The sequence below is a fragment of the Aeromicrobium chenweiae genome (assembly GCF_003065605.1).
Taxonomy (GTDB): domain Bacteria; phylum Actinomycetota; class Actinomycetes; order Propionibacteriales; family Nocardioidaceae; genus Aeromicrobium; species Aeromicrobium chenweiae.
The window spans coordinates 1,428,175-1,445,244 of the sequence record NZ_CP026952.1; the positions used below are offsets into that span (position 1 = coordinate 1,428,175).

17 protein-coding genes and 1 riboswitch are annotated in these 17,070 nt (G+C 68.3%); of the genes, 11 read left to right on the forward strand and 6 right to left on the reverse strand.

The window, feature by feature from the left end:
* The first annotated feature begins 1 nt into the window (after nucleotide 1).
* The 7 genes from C3E78_RS06935 to C3E78_RS06965 all read left to right on the forward strand — a co-directional run bounded on the left by C3E78_RS06935 (nucleotide 2) and on the right by C3E78_RS06965 (nucleotide 7,030).
* The gene (locus C3E78_RS06935; RefSeq protein ID WP_108577596.1) at nucleotides 2-1,117 is read left to right on the forward strand and encodes a glycerate kinase family protein; all 1,116 of its coding nucleotides are present in this window, start codon (nucleotides 2-4) and stop codon (nucleotides 1,115-1,117) included.
* 82 nt (nucleotides 1,118-1,199) lie between these two features.
* Nucleotides 1,200-1,562, forward strand: coding sequence for a HesB/IscA family protein (locus C3E78_RS06940; RefSeq protein WP_108577597.1), 363 nt, complete (start codon nucleotides 1,200-1,202; stop codon nucleotides 1,560-1,562).
* Between the two features lie 77 nt (nucleotides 1,563-1,639).
* Complete coding sequence (locus tag C3E78_RS06945; protein WP_108577598.1) at nucleotides 1,640-2,614, forward strand: carbohydrate kinase family protein; 975 nt, start codon at nucleotides 1,640-1,642, stop codon at nucleotides 2,612-2,614.
* A gap of 146 nt (nucleotides 2,615-2,760) precedes the next feature.
* On the forward strand, nucleotides 2,761-3,612 hold the full coding sequence (ctaC, locus tag C3E78_RS06950) for an aa3-type cytochrome oxidase subunit II (protein WP_235833706.1): 852 nt from the start codon (nucleotides 2,761-2,763) through the stop codon (nucleotides 3,610-3,612).
* A complete protein-coding gene (gene ctaD, locus C3E78_RS06955) occupies nucleotides 3,612-5,384 on the forward strand; it encodes an aa3-type cytochrome oxidase subunit I (RefSeq protein WP_108577600.1) in 1,773 nt (590 codons plus the stop codon). Before ctaC ends, ctaD begins: the two co-directional genes overlap by 1 nt.
* 3 nt (nucleotides 5,385-5,387) lie before the next feature.
* Nucleotides 5,388-5,783 (forward strand): cytochrome c oxidase subunit 4, encoded by a 396-nt coding sequence (locus C3E78_RS06960; protein ID WP_108577601.1) that lies wholly within the window; start codon nucleotides 5,388-5,390, stop codon nucleotides 5,781-5,783.
* A 104-nt stretch (nucleotides 5,784-5,887) separates the two neighbouring features.
* A complete protein-coding gene (locus tag C3E78_RS06965) occupies nucleotides 5,888-7,030 on the forward strand; it encodes a L,D-transpeptidase (RefSeq protein ID WP_108577602.1) in 1,143 nt (380 codons plus the stop codon).
* A 573-nt stretch (nucleotides 7,031-7,603) separates the two neighbouring features.
* On the opposite strand, the gene qcrB is transcribed toward C3E78_RS06965, so the two are convergent.
* The 4 genes from qcrB to ctaE form a co-directional block, all read right to left on the reverse strand.
* Nucleotides 7,604-9,313 carry a cytochrome bc1 complex cytochrome b subunit gene (gene qcrB, locus C3E78_RS06970; RefSeq protein WP_108577603.1) on the reverse strand — a complete coding sequence of 570 codons (1,710 nt, stop codon included), beginning with the start codon at nucleotides 9,311-9,313 and terminating at the stop codon, nucleotides 7,604-7,606.
* Complete coding sequence (gene qcrA / locus C3E78_RS06975; RefSeq protein WP_108577604.1) at nucleotides 9,310-10,359, reverse strand: cytochrome bc1 complex Rieske iron-sulfur subunit; 1,050 nt, start codon at nucleotides 10,357-10,359, stop codon at nucleotides 9,310-9,312. The genes qcrB and qcrA overlap by 4 nt, the downstream gene beginning before the upstream one ends.
* Nucleotides 10,356-11,180, reverse strand: coding sequence for a cytochrome bc1 complex diheme cytochrome c subunit (qcrC, locus tag C3E78_RS06980; protein WP_159085833.1), 825 nt, complete (start codon nucleotides 11,178-11,180; stop codon nucleotides 10,356-10,358). Before qcrC ends, qcrA begins: the two co-directional genes overlap by 4 nt.
* A 71-nt stretch (nucleotides 11,181-11,251) precedes the next feature.
* Nucleotides 11,252-11,926 carry an aa3-type cytochrome oxidase subunit III gene (gene ctaE / locus C3E78_RS06985; protein WP_438938498.1) on the reverse strand — a complete coding sequence of 225 codons (675 nt, stop codon included), beginning with the start codon at nucleotides 11,924-11,926 and terminating at the stop codon, nucleotides 11,252-11,254.
* On the opposite strand from ctaE, the gene C3E78_RS06990 reads away from it, so the two are divergent.
* On the forward strand, nucleotides 11,915-12,319 hold the full coding sequence (locus C3E78_RS06990) for a response regulator (protein ID WP_108580798.1): 405 nt from the start codon (nucleotides 11,915-11,917) through the stop codon (nucleotides 12,317-12,319). The genes ctaE and C3E78_RS06990 overlap by 12 nt on opposite strands.
* Before the next feature lie 10 nt (nucleotides 12,320-12,329).
* Nucleotides 12,330-13,373, forward strand: a complete 1,044-nt coding sequence (gene trpD, locus C3E78_RS06995) for an anthranilate phosphoribosyltransferase (protein WP_108577607.1) — start codon at nucleotides 12,330-12,332, stop codon at nucleotides 13,371-13,373.
* Nucleotides 13,374-13,425: 52 nt separating this feature from the next.
* On the opposite strand, the gene C3E78_RS07000 is transcribed toward trpD, so the two are convergent.
* A complete protein-coding gene (locus C3E78_RS07000) occupies nucleotides 13,426-13,701 on the reverse strand; it encodes an Lrp/AsnC family transcriptional regulator (RefSeq protein WP_108577608.1) in 276 nt (91 codons plus the stop codon).
* A gap of 41 nt (nucleotides 13,702-13,742) precedes the next feature.
* Nucleotides 13,743-15,446, reverse strand: a complete 1,704-nt coding sequence (locus C3E78_RS07005; protein WP_235833708.1) for a DEDD exonuclease domain-containing protein — start codon at nucleotides 15,444-15,446, stop codon at nucleotides 13,743-13,745.
* Nucleotides 15,447-15,581: 135 nt separating this feature from the next.
* Here C3E78_RS07005 and C3E78_RS07010 point away from each other — a divergent pair, with 135 nt between their 5' ends.
* Nucleotides 15,582-15,815, forward strand: a complete 234-nt coding sequence (locus tag C3E78_RS07010) for a hypothetical protein (protein ID WP_108577610.1) — start codon at nucleotides 15,582-15,584, stop codon at nucleotides 15,813-15,815.
* Nucleotides 15,816-15,940: 125 nt separating this feature from the next.
* A riboswitch (cyclic di-AMP (ydaO/yuaA leader) is annotated at nucleotides 15,941-16,071 on the forward strand.
* Between the two features lie 13 nt (nucleotides 16,072-16,084).
* The gene (locus C3E78_RS07015; RefSeq protein WP_108577611.1) at nucleotides 16,085-17,065 is read left to right on the forward strand and encodes a C40 family peptidase; all 981 of its coding nucleotides are present in this window, start codon (nucleotides 16,085-16,087) and stop codon (nucleotides 17,063-17,065) included.
* The last annotated feature ends 5 nt before the right edge of the window (nucleotides 17,066-17,070 follow it).

The window sequence follows — 17,070 nt, forward strand, 5'->3', positions numbered from 1 at the left end:
CGTGAGGGTGCTCGTGGCGCCGGACGCGTTCGGCGGCACGTTGTCGGCCCCCGAGGCCGCGCGCGCGATCATCGAGGGCTGGCACCGCCACGCACCTGACGACGTCCTGACGGCGGCCGCGATGTCCGACGGCGGTCCCGGCTTCGTCGACGTCCTGCAGGCCGCGCTCGGCGGCGAGCTCTCCGTGGTGACCGTGCGTGGACCCCTCGGGGTCGAGGTGCCGGTGACGGTGCTGCACGTGGACGGCACGGCGTACGTCGAGAGCGCCCAGGCGTGCGGACTGCACCTCGTCGACCCGCTGGACCCCCTGCACGCGTCCACGTACGGCGTCGGCCAAGCCGTCGCCGCCGCGATCGACGCGGGAGCCCGGCGGATCGTGATCGGCCTGGGGGGCAGCGCCACCAACGACGGGGGAGCGGGCCTCCTGGCCGCGCTGGGAGCCACCGCGGACGTCGCCCTGGACGCGGGTCCGGAGGCGCTCACCGGCGTCACGGACGTCGACGTCACGGCGGCGCGGCGGCGTGTCCACGGCGTCGAGCTGGTCATTGCCTCGGACGTCGACCTCGCCCTGCTCGGCATGTTCGGCGCCACCAAGACCTTCGGGCCGCAGAAGGGGCTGACCGAGGAGCAGATCCTGCTCGTGGACGGCATCCTCGACCGGTTCGTCGAGGCGGCGTGCGGGTCCAGCCCGGCCGAGCGACGGGTCGCGGACGCGAAGGGCGCCGGCGCCGCCGGTGGCCTCGGCTTCGCCCTGCTCCTGCTGGGCGGCACGGTCGTGTCCGGCATCGACCTGGTCGCGGACGCGGTCGGGCTGATCCGTCAGGCCGGAGCCCACGACCTGGTCGTGACGGGGGAGGGGACGTACGACTTCTCGTCGCGCGCGGGCAAGGTCGTGTTCGGTGTCGCCTCGGTCGCCCGGGAGGCCGCGCGGCCGTGCATCGTCCTCGCGGGTCAGGTGCAGGTGGGATCACGGGAGATGCGGGCCATGGGCGTCGAGTCGGCGTACTCGGTGGCCGACCGGGTGGGGGTCGAGGCATCCATGACCAGCCCGTACGCGCACCTGGCCGACTTGGCGACGCGCGTCGCGCGGACATGGTCGCCCCGCTCTCAGGCCTGACGGCGTACGATGGAATGGAATCGCCGCCGAGCAGGTTGTCCACGGTGACGAGTCCACCAGACCAGAACCATGGGGAGTACGCATGACTGTCGAGACCGACCAGACCGCCGTCGAGACCGCGACCGGTGTGAGCCTGACCGAAGGCGCGGCGTCCAAGGTCGCCAGCCTGCTCGCCCAAGAGGGTCGTGACGACCTCGCCCTGCGCATCGCCGTGCAGCCCGGCGGCTGCTCGGGACTGCGCTACCAGCTGTTCTTCGACGAGCGCTCGCTCGACGGCGACCAGACGTTCGGCTTCGGCGGCGTCAACGTCGTCGTCGACCGGATGAGCCTGCCGTACCTCGGTGGCGCGACGATCGACTTCGTCGACACCATCGAGAAGCAGGGCTTCACGATCGACAACCCCGCCGCCACCGGCTCGTGCGCGTGCGGCGACTCGTTCCACTGATCGACACCCGGGCCTGACCCGGAGCTCCAGACGACGCCCTCCTGCAGATGCAGGAGGGCGTTGACTATTGTGTGGGGGTGCACCTCGCCATCACCGGATCGATCGCCACCGACCACCTCATGACCTTCCCCGGCAAGTTCGCCGACTCGCTCGTGCCGGACCAGCTGGACAAGATCTCGCTCTCGTTCCTCGTCGATGACCTCGACGTCCGCCGCGGCGGGTGCGCCGCGAACATCTCGTTCGCGCTCGCCCAGCTCGGTCACCGCTCGCTGCTCGTCGGCGCCGTCGGTCGCGACTTCGACATCGAGTACCGCGGCTGGCTCGAGGAGGCCGGCGTCGACACGTCCGGCGTCCACGTGTCCGAGACGCGTCACACCGCCCGCTTCGTCTGCACGACCGACGCCGACCACGCCCAGTTCGCCGCCTTCTACGCCGGCGCGATGTCCGAGGCGCGCGACATCGACCTGTTCTCGCTCGGCAGCGACTTCGACCTCGTCCTGGTGGGCCCGGACGACCCCGACGGCATGCTGCGCCACACGCGCGCGTGCCGCGAGAGGGGCGTCCCGTTCGCCGCCGACGTGTCACAGCAGCTCGCGTGGGCCGACGGGGACGTGATCCGCGATCTCATCGACGGCGCCGCGTACCTGTTCAGCAACGACTACGAGGCCGCTCTCATCGAGCAGAAGACCGGCTGGTCCACCGAGGAGGTCCGCGCCCACATCGGCACGCAGATCATCACGCGCGGCAAGCACGGCGCCTCGGTGTTCCCCCAGGGCGGGGACGTCATCGAGGTCGGCGCGATCGAGGGCGTCGTCGCGGTCGACCCGACCGGCGTCGGCGACAGCTTCCGCGCCGGTTTCCTGGCCGGCGTCGCCGCCGGGCTCGACTTCGAGCGCTCGGCCCAGATCGGCTGCACGATCGCCGCGAGCGTTGTGGAGACCAAGGGCACGCAGGAGTACGTCCTGGAGCGCGAGGGCTTCCTCAAGCGCATCGGCACCGCGTACGGCGAGATCGCCCGCGCCGACATCGACGCAGCACTCTCACTGGCATGACTGCACAAGACAGCAGGTCACCGCAACGCAGGCATACCTCACCGAGGCGGCACCGGGCCGCTGGGTTAGAGTTCTTGGAGTCATCAAGTGACAGTCATGGTTCAGAAAGGCGCCTCGTGGGTCGGATGAAGTGGGCGGTTCTCGTTGTGGCCGCCGTCGTAATGAGCGGCTGCTCCCCGGACAGCAACTCAGATCTCAAGCGCCTGGCGCTCCCGAAGGGCAGCTCTGACCGCACGGACGACATCTGGGAGCTGTGGCTCGGCGCCTGGATCGCCGTCCTCGTGATCTTCCTGGTCGTCTTCGGTCTGATCATGTACTCCGCGGCCCGCTACCGCCGTCGTCACGACGACGAGATCCCGCCGCAGATCCGGTACAACCTGCCGATCGAGGCGCTGTACACGTTCGCGCCGGTCATCATCGTCGCGGTGTTCTTCTTCCACACCGTCACCTCGCAGAACCGGGTGCTCGAGCGGGTCGACAACCCCGATCACACGATCGAGGTCGTCGGCAGCAAGTGGCAGTGGGCGTTCAACTACATGGACGAGCAGGCCGCGGGCAACGAGAACGTCTTCGACTACGGCACGCCGCAGGACCCGGCCGAGCTCTACCTCCCGGTCGACGAGTCCGTCCGCTTCGTGCTCAAGTCGCCCGACGTCGTGCACTCCTTCTGGGTGCCGGAGTTCTACTTCAAGATGGACGTCGTCCCGGGCAAGATCAACAGCTTCGACCTCTCGCCGACTCGCGAGGGCACCTTCACCGGTCGCTGCGCGGAGCTCTGCGGTCTGTACCACTCGCGCATGATCTTCAAGGTGCACGTGGTCTCGCGGGACAAGTACGACCAGCGCATGGCTGAGCTGAAGGCTGACGGACAGGTCGGGGCCCCCGCGGGCTCCAAGGAGGCCAACGAGATCGCCGGTGTCGAGGGCGAGGACAAGACGGGCCGCGTCGACAAGGTTCAGAGCGGCGCAGGCGACTACAAGGACGGAGCTGGCGACTGATGGCCACCGCAACATTCGACGATGCGTCGACAAGGTTGAGGGCAGGGGTGCGTGAGCGCACCCTCGGCCAGAAGATCGTGACGGTGCTGACGACGACCGATCACAAGGTCATCGGCAACATGTACCTGATCACGTCGTTCGCCTTCTTCATCATCGGCGGCATCCTGGCGCTGCTGATCCGCGCCGAGCTCGCCCAGCCGGGCACGCAGCTCGTCGACGACGAGACGTACAACCAGCTGTTCACGATGCACGGCACGATCATGCTGCTGATGTTCGCGACACCGCTGTTCTTCGGCTTCGGCAACGCGATCATGCCCCTGCAGATCGGCGCGCCCGACGTGGCGTTCCCGCGCCTCAACATGTTCAGCTACTGGCTGTACCTGTTCGGCAGCACGATCGTCGTCTCGGGCTTCTTCGTCCCCGGCGGCGCGGCGAGCTTCGGCTGGTTCGCGTACGCCCCACTGAGTGATGCGGTCAACTCACCAGGGGTCGGCGGTGACCTCTGGGTCATGGGCCTGTGGATGTCGGGCCTCGGCACGATCCTCGGTGGTGTCAACTTCATCACCACGATCTTCACGATGCGTGCACCCGGAATGACGATGTTCCGCATGCCGATCTTCGTGTGGAACACGCTGGTCACCAGCATGCTCGTCCTGATCGCGTTCCCGATCTTCGCCGCGGCGCTCCTCGCGCTCGAGGCCGACCGTCGCCTCGGTGCGCACGTGTTCGACCCGGCCAACGGTGGACCGATCCTGTGGCAGCACCTGTTCTGGTTCTTCGGTCACCCCGAGGTCTACATCATCGCGCTGCCGTTCTTCGGCATCGTGACCGAGATCCTGCCCGTGTTCGCCCGCAAGCCGATCTTCGGCTACGTCGGACTGGTCGGCGCGACGCTGATGATCGCGGCCCTCTCGGTCGCCGTCTGGGCGCACCACATGTTCGTGACCGGATCAGTCGACCTCGCGTTCTTCTCCTTCATGACGTTCCTCATCGCGGTGCCAACCGGAGTGAAGTTCTTCAACTGGATCGGCACGCTATGGGGCGGATCTCTGTCCTTCGACACCCCGCTGATCTTCTCGCTGGGCTTCCTCACGACGTTCCTCTTCGGCGGTCTGACCGGCGTCATCCTGGCGTCGCCGACCCTGGACTTCCAGCTGTCCGACAGCTACTTCGTGGTCGCCCACTTCCACTACGTGGTGTTCGGCACCGTCGTGTTCGCGATGTTCGCCGGGTTCTACTACTGGTGGCCCAAGTTCACCGGGCGCATGCTCGACGAGAAACTGGGCAAGATCCACTTCTGGCTGCTGTTCATCGGCTTCCACCTGACGTTCCTGGTGCAGCACTGGCTCGGCGTCGAGGGCTTCCCCCGCCGCTACGCCGACTACGCAGCAGGCGACGGCTTCACGACGCTCAACGAGATCTCCTCGATCGGTGCGTTCCTGCTCGGTGCGTCGACCCTGCCGTTCTTCTTCAACGTGTGGAAGTCGCGCAAGTCGCCGCTCGTGGGTCTGGACGACCCGTGGGGCTGGGGCCGCTCGCTGGAGTGGGCCACGTCCTCCCCGCCGCCGCGTCACAACTTCACCTCCCTGCCGCGCATCCGTTCCGAGAGCCCTGCCTTCGACCTGCACCACCCCGAGGTCGCGGCGCTGGAGCTCGAGGACAACCCGGGGGAGACCTCGGTGTTCGCGGACGCACCCGATGTCAGCGGCAAGAGCGGACAGGCAGACGATCGCCGTACCGGCGACTCGCACGACGAAGAGGGCGGTCACTGATCCATGAAGTCCGAGACTTGGACCATTGTCGCGGTCGGGATCTTCTTCGCGCTGATCTCGCCGGTCTACTGGGTGCTGTCCAAGGACCCGACCGGCACGACCGCTCTGGTCATGACGACCCTGCTGTGCGTCCTGCTGGGGTTCTACCTCGCGGTCGTCGCGCGGCAGATCCCCGATCGTCCCGAGGACCGCAGCGACGGCGAGATCGCCGACGGCGCCGGTGAGCAGGGCTTCTTCCCGCCCTACAGCTGGTGGCCGCTGTTCTGCGCGTCCGCTCTCGCGGTGGTCGTGCTGGGCGTCGTCATCGGCTGGTGGCTGTTCATCATCGGTGCGGTGATCCTCGCGGTCAACGTGTGCGGCTGGGTGTTCGAGTACTACCGCGGCATCCACGCGCACTGAGGTCGTCCTCAGCGCTGGCGGGCACAAGGCTTCGCAGCACCCCGTAAACTGTCCTGGTGAAGGATCGTCGACTAACTGCTGCGCTGGCCTGTGCCGCCGCGCTCATGGCCGTTGCCGGCTGCTCCGCGCAAGGCGTCAAGGACGCCGTCAACGGCGAGGAGACGCCGAAGGCACCGGTGACGCTGTCGCCGAACGTCCAGCAGAAGGCCACCGACGTCAAGGTCAGCACGCGCGTCAAGGTGTCGGCCGAGAACGGCGAGGTGTCGAGCGCCCGTCTGAGTACCGCTGACGGCAAGACCGAGATCAAGGGCCGTACCGGCCGCAACGGGTGGATCGCCAGCGAGCGGCTCGAGCCCGGCACGACGTACCAGCTCAAGGCCACCGGCGCGGGCGCTGACGGCACGTACAAGACCGTGCGCCGGACGTTCACCACACAGCAGCTGAGCCTGGCGCAGCAGACGTACCCGGCCGTCGCGCCACTGCAGGGCGAGACCGTCGGTGTCGGCATGCCCGTCATCGTCACGTTCGACGTGCCGGTCAAGAACCGTTCGCTGTTCGAGAAGCACATGAAGGTGACCACCAGCAAGGACGTCCAGGGCTCCTGGAGCTGGCTGAGCGACCGCGAGGCGCACTACCGGCCCAAGACGTACTGGCCGGCCCACACCACGGTGAAGGTCGACCTGGGCCTCAACAGCCTGCCCGCCGGCAACGGCGTCTACGGCCAGCAGGACCAGAAGGTCGAGTTCACGGTCGGCAAGAAGGTCGTCTCGGTCGTCAACGTGGCCAAGCACCGGCTGAGCTACACGGTGGACGGCCAGGTCGTCCGGAAGATCCCCGTCACCACCGGCGACGAGGGACACCGCACCCGCGAGGGCGTCAAGGTCATCATGGAGAAGTTCTCCTCGGTCGACATGGACGCCGCGACGACCGGCGTCGACTCCGAGGACCCCGGCTACTACAACATCTCGGATGTCCGCTGGGCGATGCGCGTGACGAACTCGGGGGAGTTCCTGCACGCTGCGCCGTGGTCGGTCGGTGCGCAGGGCAACGCCAACGTCAGCCACGGCTGCACGGGCATGAGCACCTCGGACGCGAAGTGGCTCTATGACCGGTCCCGCCGCGGTGACGTCATGAAGTACGTCAACAGTCCCCGCCAGCTCGAGCCCAACAACGGCTGGACCGACTGGAACGTCCCGTGGGACCAGTGGACCAAGGGCTCCGCACTCCCGCAGCCCCCCGCCGCCTGACCCACCGCCCACGAGTCACCCACGGACGCCCACGAGTCACGCACGGACGCCGGCGAGCCACGCACGGACGCCGAGGAGTCACGTACGGACGCCCACGAGTCAGGTACGGACGGATCCGCCCGTCCGGGTATCGCCGGGATGTCGCTGCCGGGACCAGAACGTCGATTGATTGAGCTGCGACTCGGTCCCCGACGGACCGGGCTCAGTGTCCAGCAGGTCGCCAGCCCGGGTGGGATTCTCCGCGCCGCACGGCATTGGGCGGGGGAGTCGAGATGAGCCTCGGGCGCTAGGGCTGCTGGAGGCGCGCTCAGAGACTCCGGCTCCCGATCCTTCGGGTAGGTGCTCTATCTAGGCAGCAGAACCGGATAGGAACCGCGACAGGGCGCGGATGCGATCCATCCACTGCGTGGCGGTGGCGCCGGCCAGCTCGCGGGTGCTCGTACACGACTCCTCAGCGTCCGTGCGCGACTCGTCGGCGTCCGTGCGTGACTCGTCGGCGGCTGTGGGGGAGGGGAGTGCGACGAGGCCCCCACCAGCGGGTGCTGGTGGGGGCCTCGGACGTCGTGCAGGCGATCAGTGGACCCGGGGGACACCCGTCTCCGAGACGCCCTGGAACTCGTCGCCCAGCTCGACGGGGTGACCGTCGTGCTCAGCCAGGTGCTCCTCGGCGTGGTGCACGTCCTCGACCGTCGGCTTGTCGATCATGCCGTTGTAGTAGCGCTTGTGCAGCCAGGCCTGGATCTTGGCCTTGCGGCCGTGCGGCGCAGCGACACCGTTCTTGTCCGTCTCGGCCGGAGCCTCGATGGCGGGACGGCGGTCGCGAGCGGTGAGCGTGTACTGGTCACCGACCGGCAGGGGAGCGTGGCGCTCCGAGAAGCCGCCGTCAGGCGACCGCTCGATGACGCCGGTCTCGTAGCCGTGCAGGATCCGGTTGGCGTCCGCGCGCTGCAGACCGATGCAGATCCGCTTGGTGATCATGAAGGTCACCACCGGCAGCACGAAGAAGCCGATGCGCACGAACCAGGTGATCGCGTTGAGGCTCAGGTGGAACTTCGTCGCGATGATGTCGTTGCCGCCACCGATCCACAGGACGCCGTACGCGGTCATGGCGGCCACGATGAACGACGTGCGGAACGGCGCGTTGCGCGGACGCTCGAGCAGGTGGTGCTCACGCTTGTCACCGGTGATCCACTGCTCGATGAACGGCCACAGGACACCGACGGTGAGGAACAGACCGGGCAGGATCATGCCGGGGATGAACACGTTCCAGCTGAACGTCCAGCCGAAGATGTTCGACTCCCAGTTCGGGAACACGCGGACCGCGCCCTCGACGAAGCCCATGTACCAGTCAGGCTGCGATCCGGCCGTGACCTCGGACGGGTTGTACGGTCCGTAGGCCCAGATCGGGTTGATCTGCAGGACGGCACCCATGACGGCCAGGAAGCCGAAGACGACGAAGAAGAATCCGCCGGCCTTCGCCGCGTAGACCGGGAGCATCGGGTAGCCGACGACGTTCTTCTCGGTGCGTCCGGGGCCGGCCCACTGCGTGTGCTTGTGGTAGATCAGCAGCAGCATGTGTGCGCCGATCAGGCCCAGCAGCAGCGCCGGGATGAGCAGGATGTGCGCCATGTAGAGGCGGGGGATGATGATGTCGCCGGGGAACTCGCCACCGAAGATGAAGAACTCGACGTACGAGCCCACCAGCGGGATCGAGCGGACCAGGCCGTCCACGAAGCGAAGACCCGTGCCCGAGAGCAGGTCATCGGGCAGCGAGTAGCCGGCGAAGCCCTCGATGATGCCCAGCACCAGCAAACCGATGCCGATGAGCCAGTTGATCTCACGCGGCTTGCGGTACGCGCCGGTGAACATGACGCGCAGCATGTGCACGATCATGGCCGCGACGAACAGGGCGGCAGCCCAGTGGTGGATCTGGCGCATCAGCAGGCCGCCACGGATGTCGAACGAGATGTCGAGCGTCGACTTGTACGCGTTGGACATCTCCAGGCCGTTGAACGGCAGGTAGGAGCCCGTGTACTCGACCTCGGTCATGCTCGGCTGGTACCAGAACGTCAGGAAGACGCCGGTCAGCAGCAGGACGACGAAGCTCCAGAGAGCGATCTCGCCGAGCATGAACGACCAGTGCTCGGGGAACACCTTGCGGAGGTTCTTCTTGGCGACGCCGGCCAGGCCGAGGCGGTCATCGAGCCAGCCGACGGGGCCGGCTGCCTTCTTGCCGACGCCAGTCTCCTGGATCGGCGTGTACTCCTGCTCGGTGGTGCTCATGACTTATCATCCAACTTCTTCTGGTCCCGCGCGAACTCAGGGAAGCTCGGGCCGACGATCTCCGGGAAGTCGCTCATGGCGATGATGTAGCCCTCGTCGTCCAGTCCGAGCGGGAGCTGGGGCAGGGGACGGTGGGCCGGGCCGAAGATGACCTTGCCGTTGTCGGCCAGGTCGAACGTCGACTGGTGGCAGGGGCAGAGCAGGTGGTGCGTCTGCTGCTCCCACAGGCTGATCGGGCAACCCACGTGGGTGCAGATCTTGGAGTAGCACAGGATGCCGTCAATGCCCCAGTTCTCGCGACCCTTCGAGGGCGTGATGTCCTCGGGACGCATGCGGACCACGATGATGGCCGCCTTGGACTTGACCTGCAGCAGCTCGGTGCCGTGCAGCACGGGGTGACCCTCGTCGTCCACTTCGTACACGATCGCGGGCTCGCCGTTGACGAGCTGGCCGACCTCGAGGTCGCCCGGCTTCATCGGCGTGCCGGTGACGTCGTTGACCAGGCGCATGCCCTTCTTCCAGACCGTGGTGCTCTGGCCGAAGGGGAGCGGACCGAGGTCGCGCAGGAGGAACAGCGTGGGCAGTCCCAGGGCGCCCATGGCGCCGAGGAGGCTGTTGCGGATCATCGGGCGACGGCCGAAGCCGGACTCGTTGATGCCGTCGTTGATGTCCTTCATCACCGCGACGCGGTCCTCTTCCGAGGACGCCGACGGGTGACGCATCTCGACCATCTCCTGGTCGCCCATGAGCTTCTTGGCCCACTGGATGATGCCGACGCCCATGAGCAGCAGCGCGCCGCCGAGGGTCATGCCGAAGGTGAAGTTCTGTGCGGACCACCCGAGGAACGTCTGGTCGTCGTCGATCAGGACGTAGCCGAAGCAGAACCCGACCAGCAGCAGTGCCGCCACGATGAACATGCCGGAGATCTGACGCTCCGTGCGGCGGGCCTGTGACTCGTCGACGTCCTGGGGACGGTAGAGGTGCTCGGGCAGACCCGGGTCCTTGATCGGCTCGGTGTCCGGCTGGGGCTCCAGCGCGTCGCTCATGACTTCTTCACCCTTGCTCCGTGCGCGCCGATCCAGATGGCGGCGATGACCAGACCACCGATGCCGATGACCCAGATGAACAATCCGTCGACGACGGGGCCGAGGCCGCCACCGCCGAGACCGCCGTAGTTGGGCTGGTCCTGGACCTTCTTGACGTACGCGATGATGTTGCGCTTGTCCTCAGGCGTGATGACGTCGTCGGAGAACAGCGGCATCTGCTGCGGGCCGGTGATCATGGCCTCGGCGATGTGCTTGGCGCTGACGTCCTTCAGCGAGGGGGCGTACCGGCCGTCGGGCAGGGCACCGCCGGCGCCGACGGAGTTGTGGCATGCCGTGCAGTTGGAGCGGAACAGCTCTCCACCCTCACGGATGTCCTCGACGCTGGCCTTCTTGACGTCGGTGTACTCCTTGCCGGGGATCGCCGGGCCGGGGCCGAGCGATGCGACGTACGCGGCGAGCTGACGAGTCTCCTCGGCGCTGTACTCCGGCTTCTTGCGCGGAGCCTGGGGGGCGGACTGCGCCAGCGGCATGCGACCCGTGCCGACCTGGAAGTCGACCGAGGCAGCGCCGACACCGATCAGCGACGGGCCGTAGTTGCCGCCCCGCTTCGTCTCGATGCCCGTGGCGTTCTTGCCGTGGCAGCTTGCGCATCCGATGAGGAACAGCTCACGGCCGGCCTCGACGTCGTTGGCCGTGGTCGTCTCCGCCGTGGCAGCCTTCGGCGCCACCGCCGCGTAGACGCCTCCAACCGAGAGGAGGGCCATCAGGAGCACGACGAAACCGGCGAGTGGATGCCGGCGTCTCGTGGACAATTTCCGCACCGAGAACCTCATTCCTAAAAGTGGTGCCAGCGTACCTAGCGGTACGCCGTCTAAATGAACGGAGGCAAGCCTTATTTGATGAGGTAGATCGTGGCGAAGAGCCCGACCCACACGATGTCCACGAAGTGCCAGTAGTAGGACACGACGATTGCGGAAATCGCCTGCTCATGCGTGAACTTGCGTGCCGCGAAGGTGCGGCCGATGACGAGCAGGAAGGCGATGAGACCACCGATGACGTGGAGGCCGTGGAAGCCGGTAGCCAGGTAGAACAGGCTGCCGTAGGGAGAGCTGGAGATCGTGACGTTCTCGCGGACGAGCTCGGCGTACTCGAGTGCCTGTCCGCCGATGAAGATCGCGCCCATGATGTAGGTCAGGACGAACCACTCGCGCATGCCCCACTTGCCGACCTGCAGCAGCGAGCCGGTGCGTCCGGCCTTGCCGCGCTCGGCGGCGAAGACACCGAACTGGCACGTCACCGAGGACAACACCAGGATCGTCGTGTTGGCCGTGGCGAACGGGACGTTCAGCAGCTCGGTCGACTGGTCCCACAGCTGCGGGGAGATGTTGCGGATCGTGAAGTACGCCGCGAACAGTCCCGCGAAGAACATGAGCTCGCTGGCCAGCCAGACGATGGTCCCGACCGTCACCATGGAGGGTCGGCCTTCTTGGCCGTGAAGTCGGGATGCAGGAATCACTGATGTAGTCGCCACGCCCTCATTATGTACGATCGACTCGTGAGCGAGCACAAGCCCCTACGTGTCCTGGTCTACAGCGACGATCGAGACGTCCGGGCCGCGGTGCTGTCCGCGCTCGGGTCCCGGCCTCATCCGGATCTTCCGCCCTTCGAGTACGTCGAGTGCGCGACCGAGCCGGTCGTCTTCCAGCACCTCGATGCGGGGGGCATCGACCTGGTCATCCTCGACGGCGAGGCGACCCCGGCCGGCGGCCTGGGCATCGCGCGGCAGATGAAGGACGAGATCTTCCAGGCCCCGCCGGTGCTGGTGCTGACCGGACGCCCGCAGGACGCGTGGCTCGCCACCTGGTCCCGTGCCGAGGCAGTGCTCGCCCACCCGATCGAGCCGATCCGTCTGGCCGAGGTCGTCATCGACCTCGCTCGCGGCGTCCTGCAGCCCGGCTGAGGGCGGCGCCATGACGCACACCTGGCCCGAGGTCCTCACCGGACTCGTGGCGAGGAGGGATCTCGACGTCTCCTCCACGTCGTGGGCGATGGACGAGATCCTCAGCGGCAACGCGACCGCCGCCCAGATCGCCGGTTTCGCGATGGCGCTGCGCAGCAAGGGCGAGACCCTCGCCGAGCTGCAGGGCCTGGTCGACTCGATGCTCCAGCACGCCACGCTCCTGTCGGTTCCCGGACGCGTGGTCGACATCGTCGGCACGGGCGGCGACATGGCCAAGACGGTGAACATCTCGAGCATGGCCGCGGTCGTGACGGCGGGCGCCGGCATCGGCGTCGTCAAGCACGGCAACCGCGCGGCGTCGAGCGCCAGCGGCACCGCGGACGTCTTCGAGGTGCTCGGCGTCAGGCTGGACGTGCCGGCGAGCCGCATCGTGGAGGTGCTGGAGCGCACCGGCATCACGTTCTGCTTCGCGCCGGTGTTTCACCCGTCCTTCCGGCACACCGCACCGGTACGTCGTGAGCTCGGCGTGCCCACGACGTTCAACTTCCTCGGCCCGCTGGTCAACCCGGCACAGCCGGCGGCCTCGGCGATCGGCTGCGCGGACGTCCGCATGGCGCCGTTGATGGCCGGGATCTTTGCCGAGCGCGGTGCGGACGCGTTCGTCTTCCGCGGCGACGACGGACTCGACGAGATCACGACGACCACGACCACGCGGGTGTGGGAGGTCTTCGGCGGGACCGTCACCGAGGGGCTGCTCGACCCGCGTGAGCTGGGGATGAGCCTGTCGTCGGCCGACGCGCTGCGCGGTGGCGAGCCGGTCTACAACGCCGACGTGTTCCGTCGGGTGGTCGGCGGGGAGGTGTCGCCGGTCCGTGACGCGGTGCTGCTCAACGCCGGCGCAGCCATCGCTGCGCACACGGGAACGGCCGGCGCGCTGGTCGACCGGATCGCGGCGGGCATCGCGCGGGCGCGGGAGTCGATCGACTCCGGCGCGGCCGCGCGGACGCTCGAGCAGTGGTCGGTCGTCACCCAGGAGCTCGCGCCCCCTCGCTGACCGCGCGGGAGGCGCGCGTCAGCGGACGGGAGGCGCGCGTCAGCGGACGGGGTCACAGACCGATGCTGAAGGCGTCCTCGAGGTCGTGCTGGCTGTACGCGCGGTACGCGATCTGCGTCTGGGTCGAGACCACGCCGTCGACCTTGTTGAGCCGGTCGGCCACGACCGCGGCGACGTCGTCGATCTGGCGGACGCGGACCATCGCGACGAGGTCGAGCTCGCCGGTGACGGAGTAGACCTCGCTGACGCCGTCGATGTCGGCGATCTGCTCGGCGATGTCGCTGAGCCGCGAGACCTCGGCCTGGATGAAGACGATGGCGGTGATCATGGGCTCAGCGTATGCCCCGCCGGTCGGCGTCGTCGCCCACGTCAGCCGGGCTGCTGGAGCTGCTGCCACGACGCATTGGCCTCCTCGAACGGTGTCAGGTGGCGCGCTGCGCTCTCGCGTGGCGCCTGCCAGGCCCCCCGGACCATGCGCAGGCCCGGCGAGTCGAGCCAGCGCCGCACGGTCTCGGTCTCCTCGACCGTGGCGACCGGGGCGGGGCCGAAGCCCGCGACGACGGTCTCGGCAGTGGCCAGCAGCGCGTCGGTCCACCCGACCGGGCGGACGCCGCGGGGGAGGATGCCGGCGCCGGCCAGTCGTCCGTGCCGGATGACGTGCACCTCCCATCCCTGCGGGTGCGGCCCGGCCGCCACGATCTCGGGGATCGAGGTGAGCTCGCGCAGCTGTTGGGTGCGCACGACGGCGCGCAGGAACGCGGCCAGCCGGTCGCGCCAGACCGCGGCGTCCTCGAACCGCTCCGTGCGGGCGAGGTCGAGCATCCGGGTGCGGACGGCCGAGACGAGGTCCTCGGGGTCGCCGGTCATCGCGAGACGGACGCGCTGGACCTCCGCGGCGTACTCGTCCGGATCGGCCGAGCCGTCGCAGGGGGAGAGGCAGTGACCCATCTCGGCGAGCGCGCACGGGGAGGTGCGGGACCTCACCGCGAGTCGGGGCGTGCACTGCCGGATGCGGAACGAGTCGTGCAGCGCGGTCAGCGCGCTGTCGGCGGCGGCGCGGCTGCGGAACGGGCCGATGTAGTCGGCGTCGTCGTCGAGGACGGCCCGGACGATCGAGAGCCGGGGCCAGGGCTCACGGGTCAGCTTGAGCCAGCTGAGCCGGTCGGGGAACTTCGAGCGCCGGTTGTAGGGCGGGCGGTGCTTGCCGATGAGCCGCAGCTCACGGACCTGCGCCTCCAGGGCGGTCGCGCACACGATGCCCTCGATCCGCTGGGCGAGCATGACCATCTCGCCCATCCGGGTGCGGGTCTCGGCCTTGGTGAAGTAGGAGCGGGTGCGGGTGCGCAGGTTGCGGGACGTGCCGACGTAGAGGATGTCGTCGTTGGCGTCGCGGAACAGGTAGACGCCCGGCGCCTCGGGCATGTGGTCGGCGAGGTGGCGCTTGCGGCGCTGCTCGGGCTTGACCTTCGAGGTGTAGGTCGACACCTCCTCCAGGGTCGTGACGCCCAGCGGGCCGAGGCGCTCGAACAGCGCGTGCATGACGTCGACCGTCGCGCGGGCGTCGGACAGGGCGCGGTGGTTGGGGGTCGTCGACGCCGAGAACGCCGCCGCCAGCGTCGACAGCTTGCAGTTGGGCACCTCCTCGCGGCTGAGGACGCGTCGGGCCAGCGTCGCGGTGTCGAGCGTCTCGAAGCCGGGCCAGGGGATCGCGAGGCTTGCGCTGAAGTGCTTGAGGAAGCCGACGTCGAAGGGAGCGTTGTGCGCGACCAGCACCGTGCCGCGGGCGAACTCGAGGAAGCTGGGCAGCACCTCGGCGATGCGCGGCGCGTCGATCACCATCTGGTTGGTGATGCCGGTGAGCACGGTGATGTAGGCCGGGATGACCTCGTCGGGGTTGACCAGGCTCTGGAACTCCCCGAGCACCTCGCCGCCGCGCACCTTGACGGCGCCCACCTCGGTGATCTTGGACCCCTTGGCGGCCGAGCCGCCCGTCGTCTCGAGGTCGACGACACAGAAGGTGACATCTGCCAGATGGCGGCCCAGCTCGTCGAACGTTCCCTGCACTGCTTCCACGTCGCACAGGCTAGGTGGGGCCACCGACAAAGTGGCGCAGGCGCTGCCGTCTGCGGCGTTTCTGTCAGCGGCTGCTCCTACCGTCGTCGATGTGCCCCACACCAGGGGCCCGCCACTCGCTCAGGAGGTACCGGAATGCACGAGTCACACCCCGCCGACTCGGTGGTCGTCGACTGCGACCGCTGTCTCGTCCGCAGCCCCAGTGCCTGCGGCGACTGCGTGGTCACCTTCCTGCTCGGCGCGCCACCGGCCGGCATCGAGATCGACGCCGAGGAGATGTCGGCGCTCGCCGTCCTGTCGGACGCCGGGCTCACCCCGCCCCTGCGGCTGGTGACCCCGTTGGCGGGTCCGGAGACCCAGGCAGTGTGACCCGGGCCGACATGCCCCGAGTGAGTTGAATTGGCCCATGGGTGCACCTAGAGTGAACAGCTGTGCGTCCGGTGAACGCCGTCCCTCCAGGACGGTGTCGGGCGCGCCGTCGAGTCGTCGCAGCCATGGGGAAGATGTCTGAGGCGAACCGGGGAACCACGTAGGTGGGGTGAATCGGTCCGTGCGTGCACGGATCCGTAGGGCAATCCGCGGCCCGAACCCGTCAGCTCACCCGGTAGACGTCGAGGATGTAGGAGTTCTGCGTGCGCATGCACCCCCCTGTCGACCAGCGTCGTTCGTCACGCCGCCGCGGCATCGCCGTCGTGGCCGCCCTGACCGTCTCGGGGGCGCTGTTCGCGTTCCCGTCGGCCCAGGCCGATCCGGCGGTGACCCCCAAGGACGTCGAGAAGGCCTTCCACGAGGTCGAGGTCGTCAACGAGCAGGTCAATGCCCTCGGTGAGCAGACCAAGAAGACCCAGGCCGAGATCGACGACCTGACCGCAGACATCCGGCGCCAGGTCAGGACGTACGAGCGCCAGAAGCAGGCGCTGGGTGACGCGATCGTCCAGCAGCAGATCGACGCCCCGCTGGGCCCGACCGCGAGCCTGCTCGGCAGCGACAACCCCGACCAGTTCCTCGAGGGCCTCGGCGCCGTCCAGGCGCTCAACAGCACGCGGGCCGACGAGCTCGCGACGTTCGGTCGCACGAGCAAGCAGCTCAAGAACCGTCGTGCCCAGCTGCAGGACCGTCGCCAGACGCTGGAGGCGGCCCAGAAGGACGCTGCCGCCAAGCGCGCCACGATCCGCAAGAAGTACCAGGCCGCCAAGGCCGAGCTCGACCGCCTCTCGGCGGCCCAGAAGAAGACGGTCAACAAGAGCAACACGGACGTTGACGTCAAGATCAAGGCCTCCGGCAAGGGCAAGCAGGCGCTGGCCTTCGCGATGGCCCAGATCGGCGAGCCGTACGTCTACGGCGGCACGGGTCCCAGCAGCTGGGACTGCTCGGGCCTGGTCATGAAGTCGTGGGCTGCCGCCGGGGTCTCGATCCCGCGGGTGGTCGGACCGCAGATCGCGTCCGGCCAGGCCGTGCCGATGGACCAGCTCCAGCCCGGTGACATCGTCGCCTACGGCGACATGTCCCACGACGGTCTCTACCTCGGTGGCGGTCGCGTGGTGCACGCACCGCGTCCGGGCAAGACGGTCGAGATCACGTCGCTGAGCGGGTTCACCCGCGCCGCCCGGGTCGGCTGACACCC

Bases quoted from the DNA above. Each gene is read 5' to 3' on its own strand.
- C3E78_RS06940 (WP_108577597.1), top strand. From the start codon at position 1,200: ATGACTGTCGAGACCGACCAGACCGCCGTCGAGACCGCGACCGGTGTG.
- C3E78_RS06965 (WP_108577602.1), top strand. From the start codon at position 5,888: ATGGCCGTTGCCGGCTGCTCCGCGCAAGGCGTCAAGGACGCCGTCAAC.
- C3E78_RS07010 (WP_108577610.1), top strand. From the start codon at position 15,582: ATGCACGAGTCACACCCCGCCGACTCGGTGGTCGTCGACTGCGACCGC.
- trpD (WP_108577607.1), top strand. From the start codon at position 12,330: ATGACGCACACCTGGCCCGAGGTCCTCACCGGACTCGTGGCGAGGAGG.
- C3E78_RS06960 (WP_108577601.1), top strand. From the start codon at position 5,388: ATGAAGTCCGAGACTTGGACCATTGTCGCGGTCGGGATCTTCTTCGCG.
- C3E78_RS07015 (WP_108577611.1), top strand. From the start codon at position 16,085: ATGCACCCCCCTGTCGACCAGCGTCGTTCGTCACGCCGCCGCGGCATC.
- ctaD (WP_108577600.1), top strand. From the start codon at position 3,612: ATGGCCACCGCAACATTCGACGATGCGTCGACAAGGTTGAGGGCAGGG.
- qcrA (WP_108577604.1), bottom strand. From the start codon at position 10,359: ATGAGCGACGCGCTGGAGCCCCAGCCGGACACCGAGCCGATCAAGGAC.
- qcrB (WP_108577603.1), bottom strand. From the start codon at position 9,313: ATGAGCACCACCGAGCAGGAGTACACGCCGATCCAGGAGACTGGCGTC.
- C3E78_RS07000 (WP_108577608.1), bottom strand. From the start codon at position 13,701: ATGATCACCGCCATCGTCTTCATCCAGGCCGAGGTCTCGCGGCTCAGC.